General features: G+C 49.6%; 23 protein-coding genes. 13 read left to right on the top strand and 10 right to left on the bottom strand.

Features of this window, described 5'->3' with window-relative positions; genetic code table 11:
- The first annotated feature begins 188 nt into the window (after window positions 1-188).
- The gene (locus tag AC0VZ8_RS32775) at window positions 189-587 is read left to right on the top strand and encodes a hypothetical protein (RefSeq protein ID WP_475485570.1); all 399 of its coding nucleotides are present in this window, start codon (window positions 189-191) and stop codon (window positions 585-587) included.
- A gap of 137 nt (window positions 588-724) precedes the next feature.
- Window positions 725-1210 (top strand): DinB family protein, encoded by a 486-nt coding sequence (locus AC0VZ8_RS32770; protein WP_260064640.1) that lies wholly within the window; start codon window positions 725-727, stop codon window positions 1208-1210.
- 152 nt (window positions 1211-1362) lie between these two features.
- On the opposite strand, the gene AC0VZ8_RS32765 is transcribed toward AC0VZ8_RS32770, so the two are convergent.
- From AC0VZ8_RS32765 to AC0VZ8_RS32750, 4 genes are all read right to left on the bottom strand, one after another.
- Complete coding sequence (locus tag AC0VZ8_RS32765; RefSeq protein ID WP_475485569.1) at window positions 1363-3312, bottom strand: FtsX-like permease family protein; 1950 nt, start codon at window positions 3310-3312, stop codon at window positions 1363-1365.
- Window positions 3302-4063: an ABC transporter ATP-binding protein gene (locus AC0VZ8_RS32760; protein ID WP_009591195.1), complete on the bottom strand. Its 762-nt coding sequence runs from the start codon at window positions 4061-4063 to the stop codon at window positions 3302-3304. Before AC0VZ8_RS32760 ends, AC0VZ8_RS32765 begins: the two co-directional genes overlap by 11 nt.
- 99 nt (window positions 4064-4162) lie before the next feature.
- Complete coding sequence (locus AC0VZ8_RS32755) at window positions 4163-5167, bottom strand: sensor histidine kinase (RefSeq protein WP_475485568.1); 1005 nt, start codon at window positions 5165-5167, stop codon at window positions 4163-4165.
- The gene (locus AC0VZ8_RS32750; RefSeq protein WP_194544985.1) at window positions 5164-5853 is read right to left on the bottom strand and encodes a response regulator transcription factor; all 690 of its coding nucleotides are present in this window, start codon (window positions 5851-5853) and stop codon (window positions 5164-5166) included. The genes AC0VZ8_RS32755 and AC0VZ8_RS32750 overlap by 4 nt, the downstream gene beginning before the upstream one ends.
- 249 nt (window positions 5854-6102) lie before the next feature.
- Between AC0VZ8_RS32750 and AC0VZ8_RS32745 the strand changes: the two genes are divergently transcribed.
- From AC0VZ8_RS32745 to AC0VZ8_RS32710, 8 genes are all read left to right on the top strand, one after another.
- Window positions 6103-7614 (top strand): copper amine oxidase N-terminal domain-containing protein, encoded by a 1512-nt coding sequence (locus tag AC0VZ8_RS32745; protein WP_475485567.1) that lies wholly within the window; start codon window positions 6103-6105, stop codon window positions 7612-7614.
- 264 nt (window positions 7615-7878) lie between these two features.
- Window positions 7879-8832 (top strand): DMT family transporter, encoded by a 954-nt coding sequence (locus tag AC0VZ8_RS32740; RefSeq protein WP_475485566.1) that lies wholly within the window; start codon window positions 7879-7881, stop codon window positions 8830-8832.
- 120 nt (window positions 8833-8952) lie between these two features.
- Window positions 8953-9195 (top strand): helix-turn-helix domain-containing protein, encoded by a 243-nt coding sequence (locus AC0VZ8_RS32735; RefSeq protein ID WP_071220536.1) that lies wholly within the window; start codon window positions 8953-8955, stop codon window positions 9193-9195.
- Window positions 9196-9199: 4 nt separating this feature from the next.
- Window positions 9200-9718 carry a peptide deformylase gene (def, locus tag AC0VZ8_RS32730; protein WP_071220535.1) on the top strand — a complete coding sequence of 173 codons (519 nt, stop codon included), beginning with the start codon at window positions 9200-9202 and terminating at the stop codon, window positions 9716-9718.
- A 231-nt stretch (window positions 9719-9949) separates the two neighbouring features.
- Window positions 9950-10927, top strand: coding sequence for a ring-cleaving dioxygenase (locus tag AC0VZ8_RS32725; protein ID WP_071220534.1), 978 nt, complete (start codon window positions 9950-9952; stop codon window positions 10925-10927).
- Between the two features lie 201 nt (window positions 10928-11128).
- Window positions 11129-11617 (top strand): GNAT family N-acetyltransferase, encoded by a 489-nt coding sequence (locus AC0VZ8_RS32720; RefSeq protein ID WP_475485565.1) that lies wholly within the window; start codon window positions 11129-11131, stop codon window positions 11615-11617.
- Complete coding sequence (locus AC0VZ8_RS32715) at window positions 11617-12114, top strand: phage tail protein (protein WP_475485564.1); 498 nt, start codon at window positions 11617-11619, stop codon at window positions 12112-12114. Before AC0VZ8_RS32720 ends, AC0VZ8_RS32715 begins: the two co-directional genes overlap by 1 nt.
- 105 nt (window positions 12115-12219) lie before the next feature.
- The gene (locus AC0VZ8_RS32710; protein WP_475485563.1) at window positions 12220-13452 is read left to right on the top strand and encodes a hypothetical protein; all 1233 of its coding nucleotides are present in this window, start codon (window positions 12220-12222) and stop codon (window positions 13450-13452) included.
- A 67-nt stretch (window positions 13453-13519) separates the two neighbouring features.
- Here the strand turns inward: AC0VZ8_RS32710 and AC0VZ8_RS32705 are convergent, their stop codons facing one another.
- Window positions 13520-13924, bottom strand: coding sequence for a YybH family protein (locus tag AC0VZ8_RS32705; protein WP_475485562.1), 405 nt, complete (start codon window positions 13922-13924; stop codon window positions 13520-13522).
- Here AC0VZ8_RS32705 and AC0VZ8_RS32700 point away from each other — a divergent pair.
- Window positions 13924-14286, top strand: a complete 363-nt coding sequence (locus AC0VZ8_RS32700) for a winged helix-turn-helix transcriptional regulator (RefSeq protein ID WP_475485561.1) — start codon at window positions 13924-13926, stop codon at window positions 14284-14286. The genes AC0VZ8_RS32705 and AC0VZ8_RS32700 overlap by 1 nt on opposite strands.
- 129 nt (window positions 14287-14415) lie before the next feature.
- Entirely contained in the window at window positions 14416-15966 is a 1551-nt protein-coding gene (locus AC0VZ8_RS32695) for a BCCT family transporter (protein WP_194540115.1), read from the top strand.
- A 196-nt stretch (window positions 15967-16162) separates the two neighbouring features.
- Here the strand turns inward: AC0VZ8_RS32695 and AC0VZ8_RS32690 are convergent, their stop codons facing one another.
- The 4 genes from AC0VZ8_RS32690 to AC0VZ8_RS32675 form a co-directional block, all read right to left on the bottom strand.
- Window positions 16163-17173: a FecCD family ABC transporter permease gene (locus AC0VZ8_RS32690; protein ID WP_475485560.1), complete on the bottom strand. Its 1011-nt coding sequence runs from the start codon at window positions 17171-17173 to the stop codon at window positions 16163-16165.
- The gene (locus AC0VZ8_RS32685) at window positions 17170-18180 is read right to left on the bottom strand and encodes a FecCD family ABC transporter permease (protein WP_260064666.1); all 1011 of its coding nucleotides are present in this window, start codon (window positions 18178-18180) and stop codon (window positions 17170-17172) included. The genes AC0VZ8_RS32690 and AC0VZ8_RS32685 overlap by 4 nt, the downstream gene beginning before the upstream one ends.
- A 69-nt stretch (window positions 18181-18249) precedes the next feature.
- Window positions 18250-19227, bottom strand: a complete 978-nt coding sequence (locus AC0VZ8_RS32680) for an iron-hydroxamate ABC transporter substrate-binding protein (protein WP_475485559.1) — start codon at window positions 19225-19227, stop codon at window positions 18250-18252.
- Entirely contained in the window at window positions 19151-20023 is an 873-nt protein-coding gene (locus AC0VZ8_RS32675; protein WP_426200493.1) for an ABC transporter ATP-binding protein, read from the bottom strand. The genes AC0VZ8_RS32680 and AC0VZ8_RS32675 overlap by 77 nt, the downstream gene beginning before the upstream one ends.
- A gap of 324 nt (window positions 20024-20347) precedes the next feature.
- Here AC0VZ8_RS32675 and AC0VZ8_RS32670 point away from each other — a divergent pair, with 324 nt between their 5' ends.
- Complete coding sequence (locus tag AC0VZ8_RS32670; protein ID WP_071220523.1) at window positions 20348-21397, top strand: NAD(P)/FAD-dependent oxidoreductase; 1050 nt, start codon at window positions 20348-20350, stop codon at window positions 21395-21397.
- Between the two features lie 81 nt (window positions 21398-21478).
- Here AC0VZ8_RS32670 and AC0VZ8_RS32665 read toward each other — a convergent pair whose 3' ends face one another.
- Window positions 21479-22090, bottom strand: coding sequence for a TetR/AcrR family transcriptional regulator (locus AC0VZ8_RS32665; protein WP_475485558.1), 612 nt, complete (start codon window positions 22088-22090; stop codon window positions 21479-21481).
- Window positions 22091-22201: the final 111 nt, after the last annotated feature.

Raw genomic sequence — 22201 nt, 5'->3', positions numbered from 1 at the left:
AAGGTGTTGATAGTGGGATGTCGACATACGAGTACTATAAAGAGATTATCGCGGAGATTCCAGGCCGTTCGGAGGAAAGACTGCTTTTGGGGCAGGCTTTTTTTGAATAGTGACGAACCCATATATATGGCGGACTAAATATGTTGAGAAAGGAAATCCTAAGTAGAAAACGAAAAAGGTGAACTCGCATGAAGTCACGATTCTTCTTCTGCCTGCTGCTCGCAGGCGGGCTCCTTCTATCAGCCCCTGGAAGCTCAGCGTATGCAGGACCGGAAGGAAAGCCTAGAGAGCAGCAGCTCGAGAAGGCCATGCTGCAGCAGTTATACCCGGCTATCCGATCGTCCCTTCAGGACATATATAGGGAGACGTATCCTGCTTTTGGCTGCGAACGAATTGTATCAATCAATGAGCGGACGACGATGGCGAAGGATAACCAACAGGCCCGTCCGGTTGACGCGATGCATGGGGCAAGCTATTTTGAGATTACGGTGGGCCTGTGCAAGGAAAGCGGGGAGAAGATCGAGCTGCGTTTCAAGAATGATACGCCAACAGCGCAGTATTATTTGGACTTGTTCCATGTGAGGTAGACGCCTTCTGCCGACAGGCTAGTCGAGAAAGAATGATTTTAATCATTTTCTGCGAATCACAGGACTTCATCTATAGTAAAATTAGTCATGATTTGTGATGCTGCTTATTACAAGACTCATGAAGGAGTGAATGACCCATGGCGCATGCAAATGATGTTCTAATGAATCAGCTGTTAGCGAACGCAAATGATCCCAGCTGGCATATTCCGTTCCAGCAATCCGTGGAGCATCTGACCGAGGATGAAGCGTTCTGGACACCTGCCAACGATAGTCACAGCATTGTCGAGATCATACAGCATCTGCTGTATTGGAATGAAACGTGGCAGACGCGGTACCGCGAATCGCGGGTCGACGCCGTTCCTTCTATTGGCGACAACCATAAAAGCTTTATCATTCCGGATAACGCAACCTTTGCCGAGCTAAGAGACCGATTGCTGCAGGTCCTATTGCGTTGGCAGGACCTGCTGTCAGCGACCAAGCTGGAGCAGGAAGTGAATGGATTCCCGGTACCGGCCAAGTGGTGGGAGATTGTGAGCAATGCTGCTACGCATAATGCCTATCATATCGGTCAGATTGCGTATATTCGCAAGCTGCAGAAGAGCTGTACCCCCTTAGAATGGTAATCCGCGGTTTTTTCACCCTGAAGGTGTTCCACGGTTGAAATCTCGTACAGCTTCGTTACTCCCAGGTTGCTAATGACATCTCCCTGCATACGAAACACAAAAAATGCATGGATGGTACCCGAATTTTCCCTGGGCCCACCCATGCACCTCGTTTATAACGCTTCTTTAATTACCCGTTTATAGAACATGACCGATAACAACCCGAATATGGAATACAGTGCCGTATACAGCAGCATAACCATGACCATGGGCAGCCAGAGCTCGGTTCCGAAGAAGAACCAGCCGGATTTAACGGCGAAGTAACTGTGGGACAACCCGACAACCAGCGGAATGCCGAAGTTGAACAGCTGCTTGATCTGAATCCCCTTCAGCAGGTTTCCTTGCGTGAAGCCCAGCTTCCGGAGAATGGTATAATTCGGCTTCTCCTCTTCACCTTCATCCATCTGCTTAAAGTACAGGATACATCCTGAAGTAATCAGGAAGGTAAGTCCCAGGAATCCTACGATGAACATCATCAAGCCCATGTTGCTCTTCTGGTTGAAGGCCATTTCCGTCTGAGATAGGTTCCCTGTTCCCTCGCTAATGTCGAGTCTCTTAAAGATTTGATTGGCCTGATCCACAGCGTTTGGATCCACAATATCGATGCCGTGATAGACATTGGACTTCTTCTGGATCTTCGGATCCAGGTCTTGAACCAGCTTATCAAATACGGTCTGGTCCACAATCGCCGTAGGCAGTCCGCCGCTTGCATAATAATAGGATACGTAGGCTTCCTTGTCCAAGCCGATCAGCTTTTGCTTAAGGCTGTGTTTAGGGCTTATGAACTCAATTTCCCCTGTGGTCCGAATTGCCATAAATTGCTGGATTGCGTCACTGTATCCCGTGAACAGCGTCTCCCCGGGGGAAACATCCTTGCCTTCGACGCCGGCATCACTGATTACCGGGATGATCATGGAACTGGAATCGACTTGCCCGGAGACTTCCAGGCTGGCCCCGATAATGTCGGATAGGTCCGCTTTCACCTGAATTACGTCCCGTACGGTCTTCGTAAATTCGATATCCTCATCCGTAAGTGTCTGGATGAAGGCGGCATAATCCTTCTGATCCGCTACCGCAAAATGGTTGGGCACACTCTGCTCGGCCGATTTCTCCGCAGAATAATATGAGATATAGCTGAGTGACAATAGTCCGATTGCAAGCGCGGATACGGTCGTAATGATGGTCAGCAGCAGCGCATTCGATTTCATGCGGAACATGATGGAGGAGAGGGACAGCACATCGTTCAGGGACAAGTAACCGCCCTTGCTCTTCCGGATTGCGTTGAATAGAAAGCTGACCGACCCTTTATAGAACAGATAAGTCCCGATGATAACCGATCCCAAGATCAGGATCATGGCCATGAACAGCTCGTTCATGGTGGTGAAATCTCCGCTGAACAGCTTGGTCGATACATAATAACCGAGAAGGATGAGTCCAATGCCGAGCAGTCCGAATAACATTTCGGCGAAGGACATTTTCTTAATTTGGTTCTCGGTTGTGGATACGGCGCGGAAGAGGGACAGAATGCTCTGTCTTTTGATGAATGTATAATTCATGATCATGATTAGCACATAAATGACGGCAAACACAATCACGGTCTGGATCATCGCCTCGGTGGAGAAGGATAAAGCCGCTTCGGTATCTACGCCAGTCACCTTGAACAGAATCATCAGGATTAAGCGCGAAGCCGCGAAGCCGGCAAAAATACCGATGACCATGGAGCCGAAATACAGGATCAGGTTCTCTGCGCTTAGGATCCGGAATATCTTGCCTTTGGTCAATCCGATGAGCTGAAACAGCCCGATTTCTTTGCTGCGCCGTTTAATAAAAATCGTGTTGGCATACAGCAGGAATATCGCTACGATTGCCACGAGCAGCACGGAGGCAGCGCCAAGCGCTGCCGCTCCCTTCACAGAGCCTTTCGCTTCATCCATCGCCGGATCATATTGCAGCGTGACAAACGCGAAGTACAGACCCACGCTGAAGATGAGCGCAAATACGTACAGATAATAATTCTTGATATTCTTCTTCAAATTCCGGTAGATCAGATAATTAATGTTCATTCTGAACACCGCCTAGCACGCCCTGAGTTTTGATGATGTCATTGAAGAAGGCCTGCCGGGACTGCTCACCCTTGTTCAGCTGGGTATAGATCTGTCCATCCTTAATGAAGACGACCCGGGTGCAATAGCTGGCGGCCACGGGATCATGGGTAACCATGATGATCGTGGAATCGATCTTCTGATTTAATTCGCTTAGCTTGTTCAACAGATCGGAAGCGGACTTCGAGTCCAGCGCGCCCGTCGGCTCATCGGCAAAAATAATGCTGGGATCATGGATAAATGCGCGAGCCGCGGAGGTTCGCTGCTTCTGTCCCCCGGAGATTTGGTTCGGATATTTATCTTTGAGTTCGTAGATGCCAAGCTCGGTTGCTATGCGTTGGAATTTCTGATCCGCTTCTTTCTTCGAGACTTTCTTAATGGAGAGCGGCAGCAGCACGTTTTCCTTGACGGTTAATGTATCCAGCAGGTTGTACTCCTGAAAAATAAAACCCAGATGGTGCTTCCGGAACTCCGCCAGCTCCTTCTCCTTCAGGCCCGTAAACTCTTTACCCTCGATCTTGATGCTGCCGAGGCTCACTTTATCGATCGAGGAGAGCACGTTCAGCAGCGTGGTTTTACCTGAGCCCGATGCGCCCATGATGCTGACGAACTCGCCTTTATCCACGCGGATATCGATACCCTTCAGCACTTCCTGTTTATTGAATTTGTTGCCGTAGCTTTTATGAATTTGGTTTGCTTCAAGAATTGCCAATTTCACTCACTCCTTCGTTATCTGTCCTTATCATAAAGGAGTCGCAGCGCCTTTTCCTTCGATTCGCCGAACAAAGTGCAAAAGCATGTGACATTGTTGTCACATGCCGGTCATGCTAACAAAATCATTCCGTCTCGGAAAGATCAAGGTAAAGGTGGTGCCGATGCCGAGCCTTGATTCCACCTGAATGCGAATCAGCAGGGCATCGGCTACTTTTTGCGTCAAATAGAGCCCCATGCCGGTTGCGGCACTGTCCTGATGTGAGGTGGTCGAGGTGAAGCCTTTGTCGAAAATACGAGGCATGTCCTTCGGATCAATGCCGCGTCCGGTATCCTGAATGGTAAGTCTGACATGGTCATCCGTGAGATCGCTCTCGACGATGATGTCCGATGCGTTGCTGTATTTGACCGCGTTGGTCAGCAGCTGGCGGATGATAAAGCCCAGCCACTTGGCATCGCTGAGCACTTCCGTTACCTCAAGGGAAACGTCAAATCCGATCCCTTTCTGCATGCACCAGGACTTGAGCGCACGTATTTCCTGGAAGATGATCGGCTCAAGCGCGAATTCCTCGATCAGCAGATCATTCCGGATAAAGGGGATGCGCTTCTGGTGCAGCTGCTGATCAAGCAGCAGGTGGATGCGAAGCCACTCATACTGGAGTTGAGCCTTTAACGTCTCATCTTCCATGCGCTCGATCATCAATTGCATCGTGGTGAGCGGGGTTTTCACTTCGTGAATCCAGGATAACAAATCGTCCTTCTCCCCTTGTATCTCCATTAGCCGCATGGAGGATTCCTTCTTGAAGCGCTCGGTTTGAAGGGAGAGGATGTCCATGGCAATCGCCTCAAAGGGGTGCTCCGGCTCGCTGATGGCAGCTAAATCGTAGGTGTCATCCCACGTCTGGAGGCTTTTGTAGAACTTGGTTTCCCGGTTGTACCTCACGAACAGAAACACCAGGAAGAACAGCATCGACAGAAACACGATATAAAGGATGGGCAAGAACGGGATCTGGGAGTCCACGGCGGCTATGAACAGAAACAGCAGCTGCAGAAACACGAAGAACAGAATCCAGCTTAGTCGTTCCCGGATGTAGGCGATCATCATGCATGGGCCTCTTCCGTGGCGATATAACCTTGTCCCACCTTGGTTTCGATGTAGGGATCAAGCCCGAGGGGCTCCAGCTTCTTGCGCAGCCGGTTGACGTTGACCGTTAACGTATTATCGCTGACAAAATGCTCGTTGTCCCATAAACTCTTGATTAGATCCTCACGGCTGACGATTTGATTCTTTCGCTCCATGAGGATTTTCAGAATGAACATCTCATTCTTTGTTAGTTCAGCGGTGCCCTGAGGGCTGCTAATCGTATTTTTACCGAATTCGACGGTGGCCCCGCGCCAAGTTCTCAGCTCGGTCCGTTCGGTATTGTAATTGTATACCCGGCGCAGAGTGGCCTGGATTTTGGCAATCAGGACATCAAAGTGGAACGGCTTCTGAATGAAATCGTCGGCTCCAAGCTGCATGGACATCACCATATCGGTCGGATGATCGCGGGAAGACAGGAAGATAATCGGCACGTTCGAGTGGGAGCGAATCATTCGGCACCAATGGAACCCGTCAAACTTCGGCAGCTGGATGTCGATGATGACCAGATCGGGTTGAACCGCTGTAAACTCCTGAAGTACGGCGCTGAAATCCTGTACGCCATAAACGTTATACGACCATTGAGACAGTCGCTCCTGCACTTCATGGAATAGGGTCACATCGTCTTCGATTAACATAATTTTAAACAAGAGATTCACCACGCTTTATAAGGTTGTTCAAAGCCCTTCAGCAAGCTTTCCCGGTGCTAAAAAAGCTGACTATTGCTTGCAAATTACTACAGTTTTCATTCCCAGTGTATAGCAAAATGTCGATATGTGCTATCTGTGGGACCCATCCGCGTGTGCGTATATGACGAGGCTTAAATACCTATTTACAAACATTTCCTACCTTCCCATAATAGAAATGAGCCTATGACCTGGGAGGGGACAAATATCGTTATGTATAAGAAGTTCAAGTGGTTGACTGTACTCATTGCAGCTGTGCTGGTTGTTATGACAGGATGTCAGGCCGTCGGGGGACTGGATATCAACAAGGCGTTGCTTACCAGTCTCGATGTTAAATCCAGCGAATCCAAGGCAAGTATTCGATTCGAGGTGGTGCTATCGGACAAGGCCCTATCGACTGAAGATAAAGAAGCGATTGATCTCATTAATTCGTTATCTCTGAATATGGACCATGCCATCGTGCAGGATAGCAAAACGGTGTCCATTCAGGGCAGTATCCAATATTCGGACAAGAAGATTCCGCTTCATGTGTCCATGGATTCCAAAGGAATGGCGATTCAATTAGAAGGCGCCAAGCAGCCGTTCTATTTATCGATGGATACGACCGTTCCCGGATTGCCTGATACCAGCCAATACGAACAGGCGATTCAGGATGTCGTGAAGAAGGCTGCAGGACTTGTGCTGAAGCATTTTCCAAATCCATCAACAATTGCGGTGAAGTCCGCTCAGGAGAAGGTGAACGGGGAAAGCCTGAACCTGACGCATCTCCACATGGAGCTGACCGGTGAAGAGATCTTGAACATGGTTAAGCCTTTCGCCGAAAGTCTGCTTAAGGATGAAGCCGGCTTGAAGCAAGTGATCGGCGATGCGTATGATGCCATTTATCCGATGATAACCAGCATCGGCGAGGCCTATGGCGAAGACGTAGAACTCCTGCCACAGGAATCCAAGGAGGAGGTCGTCGCATCGCTCTACGAGATCGTGCATGGCGCACTGATCGAATTCACGGAGAACTATGATGAACAGAAGGAACAGTTATTGGAGGAGCTACCGGGATCCGAAACCGTCTTTGGTAAGGATACGATCCTCAAGCTGGACTACTACTTCGATGAGCAGCTGAATACACGCAAGAATGCGCTGGAGCTGACTGTCGCGCTACCGGCTTCCGAGGACCTGCCATTGAAAGCATTCAAGGTGTATTCCGAAGGTGAGGTCTGGAATATCGGCGGCGCAGTGAAGGCCAATCAGGTGGACACGTCCAAAGGCGTGCTGGACGTTCTGAACGATTCGGTGACACCGGGTCAAGTGCTGCGGAACTTTGAGAAGGACTCCCTCATCTATAATGTGTTGAAGGATGATCTGAAGATCACACACAAAACGATGTTTCTTAGTCCCGTAAGCGATGATTATGGATATGGTGTAATCAAGAAGAACAATCAGAGCTTCGTTCCGCTTCGATACTTGACAGACCAATTGGATGCCGAAGTGAAGTGGAGCAAAGGCTCCAAGAAAATTACAGTCATTAATGATCTGACAGGGGAAGAAATCGTATTGACCGTGGGCTCCAAAACAGCCAGCGTCGGCGGTAAAAACGTGACGCTGCAGGAGGCTCCATTCGTTCATACCAACGGATCTACCTTCGTTCCGCTCCGGTTTATGGCAGAAGCGCTCGGTGCGACGCTTCACCTGGAGGGTGATGGCTGGATTTCGATTAAACGTGATTAGCGCTGATTGTTATGGATAACGGGCTGGCCTGGGTATGCCTGTTATGAAACGTATACAAGTTAAAGTATAGCGGGGCTGTTTCCTATCATCTTGGAATGGTGGGAAACAGCCTTTTTGTCATTCCTTCCTTCATCGTATAAACTGTACCGGTACAGTTGCAGTTATTTCAAATCGTAAGAGGGTTCTCCCTGCCGTAAGATAAGTAGCAAATGCATCAACCTTCTGGTTGTCCTGCAAAAGAGAAGATGAAGGAGAACACATATTATGAATATACCGCATACAAGCCGTGCCTATGCCGCCGCGTTAGGATATACGGCCATCATTGGTTTTTCGTTTATGTTTGTAAAGCTGGCGCTGATCCATGCTAACCCGCTGGACACGCTGGCACACCGATTCACCATTTCGTTCATTGCCGCATCGCTCGCGCTACTCATAGCCCGTAGAAAGGTCCCGCTGGATCTGAAAAGGCTGCTGACCATCGTGCCGCTGGCGATATTCTATCCGTTCCTGTTCTTTACGCTGCAAACCTTCGGATTGGTCTACACCTCTTCGGCCGAGGCCGGAATCATTCACGCTACGGTACCGATCTTTACGATGCTCTTGGCATCGCTGCTATTAAAGGAACGCTCCGGCTGGGCACAGAAGCTGTTTACCGTGTTGTCGGTGACAGGGATCATCTCTATCTTCGTGCTGAAGGGCGTTTCCTTCGAGAGCTCGAGTACACTCGGGATTGTCCTAATTCTGCTGTCGGCGCTATCCAACGCCGTTTACAGCGTGATGGCCCGCAAGCTGACGCAGAAGCAGCCGGTACTGGATATAACATTCATCATGTCGATGATCGGATTCGTGCTGTTTAACCTGATGTCGGCTGTTCAACATGCTGCGGAGGGGACGCTTGTACATTATTTTGACCCGTTCATGCATCCGTCCTTCGTATGGGCCGTTCTGTATCTCGGCATTCTGTCTTCTCTCGGAACATCGCTACTGTCGAATTATTCCTTGTCCAAGATGGAGGCATCCCGTATGGGCATCTTTAACAATCTGGCTACCGTCGTCACGATTTTCGGAGGTGTCGCCTTTTTGAATGAAGAGCTGGCTTATTATCATGTCATCGGCGCAGCACTCGTCATTATCGGGGTGATCGGGACCAGCCTTGCCGGGAGATCCAAGAGCGCTAGTCGTAAAGCGCTTGGGCGGAATGAATCCAAACCTGCTTAACCCGGTTTGTTGTAGAGAACGACTCTCGTTAGCTCCTAAAAATTAGGCTTGAGATATTAGGTAGTACCTAATAAAATAAGGTGTGAGCTAATATTTTTCATGGAACGGGAGGGGGACCCTTTGCTCGAATGGATGCTACGTAATGTGATGGCGGAGAGAGGGATATGGTCGGGAGCGGCTTTGGCGCGGCTGATGAAAGAGAAGGCGAATTACAGCTTATCAGCTGCTTCCATTAGTGCCTTGCTGACGAACCAGCCCAGGCAGATGAAGGCAGAGACGTTAGATGCCCTTTGCACAACTTTAGAGTGTACTCCAGGTGACTTATGGGTGCATACACCTCCTTCTAGAACTAAGGGGGCTTAAGTGAATGACGGTTAAAGCTATTGTGCCATTCGGTGATCCGATCTTACGAAAGATCGCCCGGCCAGTCGATTCCGTAAACGCCAGAGCATTGAAGATTCTGGATGATATGGCGGAGACGCTGTATGACAGTGAAGGGCGCGCTGGTCTTGCCGCACCCCAAATCGGTATATTACGAAGGCTTATTGTCATGGACTGCGGAGAAGGGTTGATCGAGCTGATTAATCCGGAAATCGTAGAGATGGACGGGGAACAGATGGGCCCCGAAGCTTGTCTGTCTTATCCGGGGTATTACGGATATGTGAAGAGGGCCAATAAGGTTAAAGTAAAGACATTGAATCGTCAAGGCCAGACGGTGATCCTGGAAGGCGAAGATTATCTGGCCAGATGTATGCAGCACGAGATTGATCACCTGAACGGCATATTGTTTGTGGACCATGTTCGGGATGGATGGTTGTATCACGAGGAGACCCATCAACGCATCGAGCTGTTTCCTGTCATTGGATTATCCAATACTGGCGTATAACGGACATGAGGAGACTCTTATAAGGAAAGAAATAGAACGGCCGGATGTTCTTATGTCCGACCGTTTTTTTAATATCATTCACGACCAAAATAAGATATTGCATTTAGAAGGTTGACGGCACAGAATTATCATGATACTATTATCTTAAATTAAAGATGTTTTAAATCAAAATAATAATTTTTGAAGGTCGGGCAAACACTTTCTAAATAGAAGAGACGGAGGAATTTAACCATGAACGGATTAAAAGGAATTCACCACGTAACAGCCATTACGAGCAGTGCCGAGAAGAACTACGAGTTTTTCACCTATGTGCTCGGCATGCGACTTGTGAAGAAAACCGTTAATCAGGACGATATTCAGACATACCACCTGTTTTTTGCGGATGACAAGGGCAGTGCCGGGACCGATATGACCTTCTTCGATTTTCCGGGTATCCCGCAGGGCAGACACGGTACAGACGAGATTTACAAAACCTCGTTCCGTGTTCCTAACGATGCAGCGCTCGAATATTGGGTCAAGCGATTTGACCGGCTGGATGTAAAGCATCAAGGCATTCAAGAGTTGTTTGGCAAAAAAACACTCGCCTTTGTTGATTTTGACGATCAGCAGTATCAGCTCATCTCGGATGAGAACAATGAGGGTGTGGCTTCAGGAACTCCTTGGCAGAAGGGACCGATTCCGCTGGAGCATGCGATTACAGGACTTGGTCCGGTGTTTGTACGGGTATCCAACTTCGATTATTTCAAGGAAATGATGGAGAAAGTGCTCGAATTCAAGGAGATCGGCAAGGAAGGCTCGCTCCATCTGTTTGAGGTTGGTGAAGGCGGCAATGGCGCCCAGGTGGTTGTCGAATACAACGCCGTGCTTCCAAGAGCTCAGCAGGGCTTCGGCACTGTTCACCACGCGGCTTTCCGTGTCGAGGACCGCTCGGTGCTGGAACATTGGATCAAGCGTCTTGACGACTTCCAATTCCATACGTCGGGCTTTGTAGACCGCTATTTCTTCCAGTCCTTGTATGCGCGAGTTGCACCGCAAATTCTGTTTGAGTTTGCAACCGACGGTCCAGGCTTCATGGGTGATGAGCCATATGAAACACTGGGCGAGAAATTGTCCCTGCCTCCATTCCTGGAGCCAAAGCGCGAACAGATTGAGAGTATGGTTCGTCCAATCGATACCGTGCGCAGCACGAAGGAATTCGTTAAGGAATAATGCAATGAATCTGAAGAAGCAATTCGGCTGTTTAGGACACAGCTGGATTGCTTTTTTCGTTCCGTAGTAAAGGTGTGTGACAGGCAGGGCACGACATATTCTGGATTATTGTACCTTCCTTTCTTTATCCGCATAAACTGAAGTACCGCGATAACCTAAGGGTTATCGACTTTTAGGCAGGGGCAGGTATCGTATAATCCCATGATCATTATGATGGATGCCACCGAGGAAGATACAGCGTTTTTATATGAGCTGTACCGCAGCACACGCCTTAGTGAAGTTTCCTCCTGGGGATGGGGAGACCAGGAAATGGAGGTGTTTCTGCGCATGCAGTTTGATCTCCAGCAGCGCTCCTATGCACTGCAGTTCCCTCAAGCATCGCACCTGATTCTTATGAATAACCAGCTACAGGCTGGGCGAGTCATTGTACATGAGACACCTGCCGAAATTCGCCTGGTCGACATCTCGATTTTGCCTGAATTCGGGAATCAAGGTATAGGAACGGCAGCCCTGGTTCATTTACAGGATATGGCCAGGACAGACTCTAAGCCCATCCGTCTCCATGTTATCCGCTCAAATCCTGCTATAACATTCTATGAACGCATAAGATTCCGGATAAGAGGGGGAGATGATGTTTATGTACACATGGAGTGGAGCGCTTCGACAGAGAGGACAGGAGGTAACATATAATGGCAGATCCGTTCTTAGGTGAAATTCGCTTATTCGCTTTTAATTTTGCTCCCGATGGGTGGGCGTTTTGTGACGGGCAGTTATTGCCGATTGCTCAGAATACAGCCTTGTTTTCTCTGCTGGGGACAACATACGGGGGGAACGGCACGACCCATTTTGCGCTCCCGGATTTAAGGGGGAGAGTTGCTGTTCATCGAGGCACCGACTTCCCGATAGGAGAGAATGGTGGAGAGGAGTTCCATACCCTAACGGACGCGGAGCTTCCCAGCCATACGCATCAAGCAATGGGAAGCGCCAATCCAGCTAATAGCGTGTTACCTGTGGATCGAACATGGGCGCTCTCTGACAGCTTGACGTATCACGAAGTCACTAATTCATTCATGAGCCCGGGCGCTATTGCTGCTGCTGGAGGAAATCAACCGCATAATAACATGCAGCCTTATCTTGTTTTAAATTACTGCATTGCTATAGAAGGGATATTCCCTCCGATTCCATGAAGAACATCCACAAGTAAAATAGGCCGCTTGTTAGTCACCTGACCACCTCTTGTCTGGTCTTGAGTGCATACACTGTGTTGAACGACGGAGGGAGGTAGTGGTCATTTGTTAAGATGTAAAGTTAAACCTGTTTATTCAAGAGGTGTACCCTTACCAAGGGAATATAGTCATAACCGTAATCATTTAAAGAAACGATATTTTCAGTGCAAGAAATCCAAGGTAAGGGTAATCCGGCAACGTGGTCTCCGGGGATTTCGGGGAAGGCCAGGAGCGGTCGGGCCGATTGGTCCCGTAGGGCCTGTTGGCCCTCAGGGTCCTCAAGGTCCTCAAGGGATTCAGGGTATATCGGAAACAGCGGTAGGTTTGATTGGCCCGGCAGGACCACAAGGGCCGCTTGGGCCGCAGGGGATAGATGGTTCGCTTGCTGTTTATGGGGATGGCTCAGCGGGTGAATTGCTCATAAACAGCGGCCAGGTTGTGGATTTAAGTGTTCCAGGCTCTCTTGCAGCATTGCCTTCTGGAACCAATCTGCAGTTCTCCAGAGTGGAAATTGCGGGGACACTTATCATTCCAAGCGGCATCACGATCCAATCATCGGGGGATCTCATGATAAGTGGTGTAGTTACGGTTCTTCCCGGTGCGGCAGACTCTGGCAATGGCTCACCAAACGAGGGAATATCCGCTGCTGCTGCAGGACCATATAACGGCGGAATTGGACTCGGTTCACTGCAAGCAGCACAGGTCATTCCTACAGCAGCTGGTGGTGGGGCTGGAAGCCGACCTTTGTTAGGCAGTGGCGGAGAAGGCGGAGGTAGTTTGATTTTGGCTGCCCAGGGCCAAGTCGTAATTGCGAATGGGGCTCTGATTACTGCTAACGGAAATCATGGAGTAAACCCACTCTCTGCGGGTAGCGGTATAGTCGGTAGCGGGGGCGGTGCTGGGGGCTTTATATTGATTGCTGCTAAGAATAGCATAACCATTGCGGGAACCCTTGCGGCGGCTGGAGGGAATGGGGCTATCGGTTGGGATGGTAATGGCGGAGATGGCGAAGGTGGCGGCGGAGGCGGAAGTGGTGGTGTTATCCACCTTATATCAACCGTTTCTCCTACAGTTACGGGGACACTCCAGCTAAATGGTGGTATAGGCGGAGTGAATGTAATGGGTGTAACAGGCATTGTTACCGTTGGCGGTGGAGGTGGGGCCAACGGCGGAAACGGTGGTAACGGGGGAGGAACTCCTGTTGCCGGACAACCTGCGGTTGATCCGCAGCCAGGCCAAGTTGGCCAAGTGCTTGTGACCATAACACCTGAGCCAGAAAATTGGTTTGTAGCTAGATAGCATAACATGGCTGGTGATCCCTTGATGAATTACCAGCCCGGTTACTAAGGTAATTGTATAATTACCTTCATTCCATAACATCCGAACCAAACGGATGGTCCACAATGTACATCCAGCTTCCATCAGGCTGCTGCCTCACGATCTCGGAGGTATAACCTTGCAGCACCAGAGGTTGGCCTTCCGGGTCCACGGTATGCAAGATGAAATGGGCACGCAGCATAGCGATATTTTCAAAGGGGATGCAGTATAGATTGGTGGAGACCATCTTGCCTTGAAGCAGCAGCAGTTCCTCCAGCGTATGGCGGAAGGAATGAATTCCGATCTCCAAGCTTCCATTGCTGTGGACATGAATACTGTTCGGTTCATACAACGCCAGCACTTGATCGATGTCCCCTGAGTTATACGCATCAGCAAATGCGGCATTCATCTCCTCCGGCTTCCAGACTCGGCTTGCGGGAATGGATGGTTTCATTGAATCTCCTCTTTCTGTATGATGATAGCAATAGCCTATCTGAAAATAAAAGCTGTGGTAAGTACGCAGAATTTTATGACATAGTCATCTGGAAGCCTCGAGTACTGTATGAACTGTTTCAGGAAACGCTGCGATTTGGTGAGCTGCATCGGAGAATACCGGAAGTATCAAGGCATGTGCTTACCGTTCAATTGCGGGAGTTAGAGGAGAACGGCATCGTGAAACGGACGGTGTATCAAGAGGTACCCCCCAAGGTGGAATACTCCATAACGGAGTTCGGTATCCATTTCAAAGCAGTGCTCGAGCAAATGGTCATTCTGGGACAACAGTATATCAATACGAAACAGGTTCCTAACGAATAGCACTTCAAGTTGGCCTTGATCTGAAGAATACCCCCTTGCTGCACACATTTACCGATTAAGTACATCAATTCTGGTTTAAATACAGATACTGTATAGGAATGGATGACTTAATAGCCTGAGGTGGAGCATATGAAAGGGAGTTTATTGAAGAACATCGTGTTTACGGTTTCGGCCGTTATCATTGCCATTCTTGCTATTCTAGGGGCTGCTATGCCTGGAGCATTCGGTGAAGTGGCAGGGTATTTGTACAGATTTACGACGAATACGTTCGGCTGGTTCTATCTGCTCTCGATCTTTGTGATTATTATCTTTTTGATCTGGGTGGCAGCCAGTAAATACGGAACGATTCGCCTTGGCGGAGATAAGGAGAAGCCCGAGTATCCGTTCTTCACCTGGATCGGAATGCTGTTCTCTGCGGGGTTTGGTGTAGGGCTGGTGTTTTGGGGCGTGGCTGAACCCATGAGCCATTTTTTTAAGACGCCGTTCGGAGGCGTCGAAGCACAAGGTGTGGACGCGGCGCGTGTGGCTATGGGCTATTCTTTTTTTCATTGGGGGATTAGTCAGTGGTCGGTGTTTGCCCTTGTCGGACTTGTGATCGCGTTTCTTCAGTACCGTAAGCAGAAGGATGGGCTAGTGTCGACAGCGCTGGAGCCTGTCACCGGCTCGAAGCCCGCAGTGAAGAATACAATTGATATCCTTGCGGTGATTGCAACGGTCATGGGCATCGCGACTTCCATTGGACTTGGCGTTCTGCAGATGAGCGGTGGTTTGAACACGATTATGGGAGTGAACAATGGTGTCGGGTTGCAGTTAATGATGCTGGGGCTTATTTTTGTCGCTTATATGATCTCATCCACAACGGGATTGGATAAAGGGATTAAATACTTAAGCAACCTGAACCTCGCGTTGGCGCTCATTTTTTTATTGTTTGTGTTTGTTAGTGGTCCCACTGTTTTCATCTTGGAGACCTTTACATTGGCGCTGGGCGATTACATTACGAATTTCGTATCGTACAGCCTGAGGCTTCAACCCTACGCTGAAGGCACGTGGGTACGGGAATGGACGATCTTTTACTGGGCCTGGGCGATTGCTTGGTCTCCGTATGTGGGAGCTTTCGTGGCGAGGGTGTCCAAGGGAAGAACGATTCGTGAATTCATTGTGGGTGTGATGGTTGTGCCGCCGGTCATTGCCTGTCTATGGATCGCGGTATTCGGCGGGACGGCGATCTGGTTTGATCTGCACGAGAGCACCGGGATTGCTGCAGCCGTTAATGCTGATGTGACATCTGCTCTGTTTCAGCTCTTTAACCAATTACCCTTCTCCATGGTCATGAATGTGCTGGCGATTTTACTTATTCTGACGTTCCTGGTAACATCAGCGGACTCAGCAACCTACATCTTATCCAGCATGACCACCTATGGCAGCCTGAACCCTCCGCACATTGCAAAAATCGTGTGGGGCACGCTTATGGCAGCGATAGCCGGTGTACTGCTGTATGCGGGCGGGCTGGAAGCCTTACAGACGGCTTCATTGATTGCGGCATTGCCGTTTACGGTGCTGCTGCTGTTGTTAGTCATTGCCGTAGTGAAGCTGCTGAGCCGAGAGCCGATTCCGATTCGGAAGGCTGATCTGAAACGGTTCCGGCGTCTGGAAGAGGCGGCCAACCGGGGGAAGAAGTGACGGCAAACGCATAGCGGAACCAGGTTTTTTCACTCCCTGCTCGATAAAGAGGGCATCCATAAGGTGCCCTCTTTATTTTGTGAGGAGATAAGCTCGGAAAAGGCGGCAACCATAGCCGAACCAGTCAAAAAAGCCCCTATTACACCTGAAAGAGTGCAATAGGGGCTTGGGCATTCAGTTAAAAAGAGAATAACGGTTATTTTTTCTTCAGCAGCAAATATACAAAATACGGCGCGCCGATGATGGCGACCATTATGCCTGCGGCGATGCCGTCGGGATCCACGATGTTGCGTCCGATCGTGTCCGCGAGCAGCAGCAGCCAGCCCCCGATCAATACGGCAATCGGAATGTACATCTGATTCCGCGGGCCGACCAGCGCTTTGGCAATGTGTGGGCCCATGAGTCCGATGAATGTAATCCCGCCCGTAACGGATACCGCGGATGCTGCAAGCGCTACGGCAGCCAGAAGCAGGACGATGCGCTCCTTCTCAATGGATACGCCGACGCCGATGCCCACGGGATCGCTTAATCCCAGCAGATTCATGCGCTGCGCTTTGTACAGGGTGAACGGAATCAGGATGATCAGCCAGGGCAGCAGCGCAACAATGAAGGGCCAATCGGTTCCCCATATCCCACCCGCCAGCCACTTGGCGATAAAATCGACCTTGGTCCGCTCGGCAGACGACGTGAGCACAATCATGACGCCCGAGAGTGCCATGGAGAACCCGACACCGGTAAGCACCAATTTAACGGGCTGCAGGCCTTCGCCTTTTCGGAAAGAGAACAGGTAGATGCCCAAGGCCGTTAGCACAGCTCCGATAAATGCCGCCAAGGGCAGCATGTAAATAAATGAGCCGGCTTCGATCGGGAAGAACAGGAAAAATACGGCTACGCCGACCCCGGCCCCCGAGTTAATGCCGATAATACCGGGATCCGCGAGATCATTTCGGGTAATGCTCTGCAGAATGGCACCCGATAAGGCAAGCGCCATTCCGGCCAGCAAAGTAATAAGCATGCGCGGCAGGCGCACATCGAAGATAATGAATTTCTCCTTGAAGCTGCCTTGGCCCAGCAGGGTTGGAATAATTCGGTCATAGCTAACGGACGAATAACCGAGACCCAGACCAACGAGGACAGTAACCACTGTAAGGATCAACAAGACCAGAAATGTAATGCGTTGTTTTCTTATTAACGATGGATGAATCATGACAGTCCCCGCCCTCCTTTGCGTACGATAAACAGGAAGAAGGGCAATCCCATGATGGCGATCAGAGCAGCTACGGGTGTTTCGTAAGGAGCATGCAGCGTTCGTCCAACCGTGTCGGCAAACAGCATGAAGATGGCTCCGACGAGGGCGGACATCGGAATGACATGGCGGTAGTCGGTTCCGACGATCCCGCGGACAATATGGGGAATCATCAGGCCGAGGAAGGCCAGATTTCCCACCAAGGCCACAGAGGTTCCAGCCAGGAGGACAATCACGACAAACAGGATGCCTTTGATAGCAGCAATGTTCTGTCCCAAACCGACGGCGACTTCTTCACTTAGGCTAAGGATGGTCAATTGTCTTGATAACACGATGGCAATTATAATTCCAATGAGAATAAACGGAAATATCGTCTGTAGCTGTCCCCATGATGTGCCGATCACACCGCCTGCCGTCCACATGGACACATCCTTGGATATTTTAAAATAAATGCCGATTCCTTCAGCGATGGCGTACAGGAATGCGGATACGGCTGAGCCAGCCAGCACCATCTGCAAGGGAGAGAAGCCGCCTTTTCGCATGGCTCCGATGCCAAAGACCATCACGGCGCCGATCGCCGCTCCGATGAAGCAGGCCACCATAATGCCAAAATAATTGGCAGCCGGCATGAAAGCCAGCGTGAAGGCAAGCGCCGCATTCGCCCCGCTGGTAAGGCCGAGCAGGCCGGGATCCGCCAGCGGATTGCGGGTAATGCCCTGCATGATGGCGCCGGAGACCGCAAGCGCGGCTCCGACCAGAATAGCTGCAACCTCACGGGGCAGGCGGATTTCGCGAAGGAGGGATAATTTTTCGCCCTCCATCGAGGTGGTAAGGGCAAACCATACATCCTTGATGCTGGTTTCAGCCGCACCGAACACCATCGCAACAACAAACATGCCCATAAATACGATGATGCCTGCAATCAATTTGATGGAAATAGGAATGGATCGTTTCGTAGGCATTGTCATGGAATCATCTTCTCATCTTAAAGTTGGAATATGCAATCGAAATAAGTCTGAGCAAAGGCAGCCTAAATGCTAGTTGCCCAAAAAGTGTTCCGTAATGAACTCTAGCTGGTACTCCAGCGTGGTGGCATCATTAAAATAAATCCGGTTTCCGTCTGCTTCGTATACGCGGCCATTCTTCACCGCCGGGATTTGCTTATACGTCTCGGTTTGCTGGAAGGACGTATCGGCATCGGCAAATTTGCTTAGAATAACATAGTCGCCGGCATACTCCGGCAGCACTTCCGCGGAAAGGGCATAGTAACCGTCCTTCAATGCCATTTCTTTCACTTTCTCCGGCATTTTCAGCTTCATTTCCTGATACAGGATTTCAGTGCCGCGGCCCCAGTTATCGCCGTATACATAAAGCTGTTTATCAAAGCTCTCAATAACGGATACGGTGGCGTCTTCTCCAATTTTGGCACGGATGTCCTCGCCGGCTTTTTGCGCCCGTTGCTTGAAATCATCGATCCAGGCCTGGGCTTCCTTTTCTTTGTTCACAAGCTTGCCGATTTCAAGATGCTGCGTCAAATAATCGACTTTTCCGTAGGTGAAGGTCACGGTTGGGGCAATCTCTTTCAGCTTATCCACGTTCTTGATAGTGGACAGGCCGATGATGAGGTCGGGGTCCAACTCGATGATTTTCTCCAGGCTTTCATCCGTGACTTCTTCGGCATCCTTGATTTTGTCCGCAAATGCGGGGTTGGCCTTGGACCAGGAATCAACGCCCACCATGTTGACGCCGAGTGCAAGCAGGTCGCCTACATAGGAAGACAGCACAATCACGCGCTGCGGTGTGGCAGGCACTTCGACGGGTCCGTTCTCGGACTCATATGTAATGGTCCCGGATGGAGTTTCGCTTTGTTCCGTTTTAGGTGATTCGGCCGTTCCTGTATTATTGCTGTTTGTCTCCGCAGGCTTGCTGCTGCAAGCGCTAAGAATGAGCAGCAGCGCTATAAACGGGATGAGTAGTTTCTTCGTAGTTGTCGTTTTGCTCCGTTTTGAGTACATCCTCTTTTTCCCCTTTTAATAGATTGTATGTGATACAGATCGGTTTCGCCGTGCGCGGATCGCGGCCGATCTCGGCGTCGATATGGAATACTTTCTTTAATACGTCGTGTGAAATGACGGCTTCCGGATCACCGGCCTGAATGATATCTCCATCCTTCATCGCGATAATGTAATCAGCGAATCTGGCGGCTTGGTTTAAATCATGCAGGACCATAACAATGGTACGCTCCTGCTCGATGTTAAGCCTCTCCAGCAGTTCCAGGATCTCAAGCTGATGCGCCATGTCCAGATACGTTGTCGGTTCGTCGAGGAAGATCATTTCGGTCTCCTGAGCAAGTGCCATCGCAATCCACACCCGCTGTCTTTGTCCCCCGGATAGAGCATCCACCGAGCGATATTTGTACTCCTGGGTCCCGGTAACCTCCAGCGCCCAGTCAATCACTTCCATATCCTGCTTGGTCAAGCGGCCAAAACCGCGTTGATGAGGATATCGGCCATAGGAGACAAGCTCGCCAACCGTCAATCCGCCCGGTCCTTCCGGAGTTTGGGGCAGAATGGCCAGCTTTTTCGCCAGCAGCTTGGTGTTCATCTTGGCGATTTCTTCTCCATCGAGAATGGCAGCACCGGACTGGTAAGGAATAATGCGGGTAACAGCCTTCAAAAGAGTGGATTTGCCGCAGCCGTTCGGCCCAATGATGGTTGTGATTCTTTTATCGGGAATATCTACGTTAAGACGATTCAATATCAGATTCTCGCCGTAACCGACGCTTATTCGATCTGTACTTAGGCGAATCATCATTTCACCTCCAGAGTAGTTAGCTATCAAACGATAATGATTCTCAATTTCATCCATAAATATAATGTGGGGCCGCGTCGTTGTCAATAAATATCTTAATGGAAATTTTAAATAATATTCATGTTTCAGCCGAATAATATCCATATATAGATTGGCAGGGTGATACATGCCTATATATAGGCGAAATTGTGACAATATGAATTTTTTCTAAATGATTGATTGTAAAACGGTGGAAGGCAACGTATACTAATTGATAATGATAATCATTTACGTTACAAGGTAATCACAAACAGCCTTTTAATTTATAGACCGGGAGTGAAATGCATGAGTGGGAAAGAGATATTTGATGTAACGGTTATTGGTGGAGGACCAGCAGGATTATATTCTGCTTTTTATAGTGGACTGCGCGGCATGAAAACCAAGATTATAGAATATCAACCCATGCTTGGCGGAAAGGTTCACGTCTATCCGGAAAAAATGATATGGGACGTTGGCGGACTGACACCCGTTCCGGGCGCGAAGCTGATCGAGCAGATGGTTCAGCAAGGTCTGACGTTTAATCCCGAAGTGCTGTTAAACGAGAAGGTTGAATCGATCGCCCGCAATGAGGAAGGGCTGTTCGAATTACATACGGCGAATTCCGGCGTGCATCTGTCCAAAACGGTCATCGTGGCGGTTGGCGGAGGCATCCTGAATCCGCAGAAGCTGGATATTGAAGGAGCCGAGCGGTTTGAGGTGTCGAACCTGAACTACACGGTGAAATCCCTGCAGCATTTCAAGGGCAAAACGGTGATTGTGTCCGGCGGAGGAAACTCGGCCGTGGATTGGGCGAACGAGCTGGAGCCTGTGGCGAAGAAAGTGTACCTGGCCTATCGCAAAGGCGAATTGTCAGGCCATGAAGCCCAAGTCGATCAGTTGATGAACAGCAAGGCCACTTGCCATCTCAATACATCGATCACGAAGCTTATTGCTTCGGATAATCATGAGGTGATCGAGCGGGTGGAATTGACCAATAATGAGACGGGGGAAGTTTCCTATCTGGCCGTAGACGAAGTGATCATTAACCATGGCTATGAACGGGATATGTCCCTCTTGGAGAACAGCAAGCTCGATATTCATCGGGTGGATGATTACTATATCGCGGGCAACGCAAGCTGCAACTCTTCCATACCGGGGTTGTATGCCGCGGGCGACATCCTGCATTTTGACGGGAAGCTGCACCTGATTGCGGGCGCCTTCCAGGATGCCGCGAACGCGGTGAACAGCGCGAAGCAGTTCATTGAGCCGGATGCCAAAAAGTACGCGATGGTCTCCTCGCATAACGAGGTATTCAAAGAGCGAAACCGCGAATTAGTAAAGCAATTGATCAATTAACGAAGCAGGCAAAGTGCTTATATGCCATTAAGCATAAAAGAGAAGCGAGGGAATTCCCCGCTTCTCTTTTTTTGCATTACCTTAATGTTTTGGGATGATGCCTGAAGTAATCAACGGGCCGTAGTTGATCAGCTGGGTCATCATGATCGCCATTTCTCTTGCGGACTTATTCATGCCGGACTCGATCCAGTGTATGACCAGGCCGATATTGGCGGAGGTCATATACGCAATCAAATAATCGCTCGGAATGATTTGATTCTCTCCTGCGGGCATTCTGAACGCATGCTTAGCAAACATATGCTCCTTCATGAATTCCCTGAATTGCCGCACGAAGGATATGTCCCCATTCGGGCCGACAATGGCTCGGAAGAAGGAAGCATGACGGATGAGCTCCTCGAATATTTGCTCTGACGCCGGATAAGGCTCGCCCTTTTCCGCATAGTCTCTGGAATCCCTGGGGTCAATATGAACGACGATGTCCTTAATCTTCTGGAGCACCTCTTCTTTGAGCTTATCCAGCATATCCGGCACATCCCGATAATGCAGATAGAAGGTACCTCGGTTGATATTGGCGCGATTGGCGATATCGGTGACGGTAATCGCGTTTATGCTTTTTTCGTCCATGAGCTCAAACAAGGTCTGCCGCAACAGCTGATTCGTCCGAATTTGCCGGCGATCCGTCTTTTTGATCAAGGAATTCCCCTCCAGTATAATTTTGAACACTTAATCAACAGAATGCTTGAACACTGATGAGTAATGAACACTCCGCCGAAAGCTGATGATTGAACAAAAATCTCTCTTCAT

The organism is Paenibacillus sp. QJM3NY_38 (assembly GCF_056173265.1).
Note: the sequence above shows the minus strand (reverse complement) of the source record. Positions and strands in the feature narration are given on the sequence as shown.

What these genes read in the sequence shown, in the direction of transcription:
- AC0VZ8_RS32675 (WP_426200493.1), bottom strand. Translation starts at nt 20,023, where the DNA reads ATGATTCGCCTAAGTACAGATCGAATAAGCGTCGGTTACGGCGAGAAT.
- AC0VZ8_RS32705 (WP_475485562.1), bottom strand. Translation starts at nt 13,924, where the DNA reads ATGAAACCATCCATTCCCGCAAGCCGAGTCTGGAAGCCGGAGGAGATG.
- AC0VZ8_RS32755 (WP_475485568.1), bottom strand. Translation starts at nt 5,167, where the DNA reads ATGATGATCGCCTACATCCGGGAACGACTAAGCTGGATTCTGTTCTTC.
- AC0VZ8_RS32720 (WP_475485565.1), top strand. Translation starts at nt 11,129, where the DNA reads ATGATCATTATGATGGATGCCACCGAGGAAGATACAGCGTTTTTATAT.
- AC0VZ8_RS32775 (WP_475485570.1), top strand. Translation starts at nt 189, where the DNA reads ATGAAGTCACGATTCTTCTTCTGCCTGCTGCTCGCAGGCGGGCTCCTT.
- AC0VZ8_RS32695 (WP_194540115.1), top strand. Translation starts at nt 14,416, where the DNA reads ATGAAAGGGAGTTTATTGAAGAACATCGTGTTTACGGTTTCGGCCGTT.
- AC0VZ8_RS32715 (WP_475485564.1), top strand. Translation starts at nt 11,617, where the DNA reads ATGGCAGATCCGTTCTTAGGTGAAATTCGCTTATTCGCTTTTAATTTT.
- AC0VZ8_RS32765 (WP_475485569.1), bottom strand. Translation starts at nt 3,312, where the DNA reads ATGAACATTAATTATCTGATCTACCGGAATTTGAAGAAGAATATCAAG.
- def (WP_071220535.1), top strand. Translation starts at nt 9,200, where the DNA reads ATGACGGTTAAAGCTATTGTGCCATTCGGTGATCCGATCTTACGAAAG.
- AC0VZ8_RS32670 (WP_071220523.1), top strand. Translation starts at nt 20,348, where the DNA reads ATGAGTGGGAAAGAGATATTTGATGTAACGGTTATTGGTGGAGGACCA.
- AC0VZ8_RS32725 (WP_071220534.1), top strand. Translation starts at nt 9,950, where the DNA reads ATGAACGGATTAAAAGGAATTCACCACGTAACAGCCATTACGAGCAGT.
- AC0VZ8_RS32690 (WP_475485560.1), bottom strand. Translation starts at nt 17,173, where the DNA reads ATGATTCATCCATCGTTAATAAGAAAACAACGCATTACATTTCTGGTC.
- AC0VZ8_RS32685 (WP_260064666.1), bottom strand. Translation starts at nt 18,180, where the DNA reads ATGACAATGCCTACGAAACGATCCATTCCTATTTCCATCAAATTGATT.
- AC0VZ8_RS32680 (WP_475485559.1), bottom strand. Translation starts at nt 19,227, where the DNA reads ATGTACTCAAAACGGAGCAAAACGACAACTACGAAGAAACTACTCATC.
- AC0VZ8_RS32740 (WP_475485566.1), top strand. Translation starts at nt 7,879, where the DNA reads ATGAATATACCGCATACAAGCCGTGCCTATGCCGCCGCGTTAGGATAT.
- AC0VZ8_RS32745 (WP_475485567.1), top strand. Translation starts at nt 6,103, where the DNA reads ATGTATAAGAAGTTCAAGTGGTTGACTGTACTCATTGCAGCTGTGCTG.
- AC0VZ8_RS32770 (WP_260064640.1), top strand. Translation starts at nt 725, where the DNA reads ATGGCGCATGCAAATGATGTTCTAATGAATCAGCTGTTAGCGAACGCA.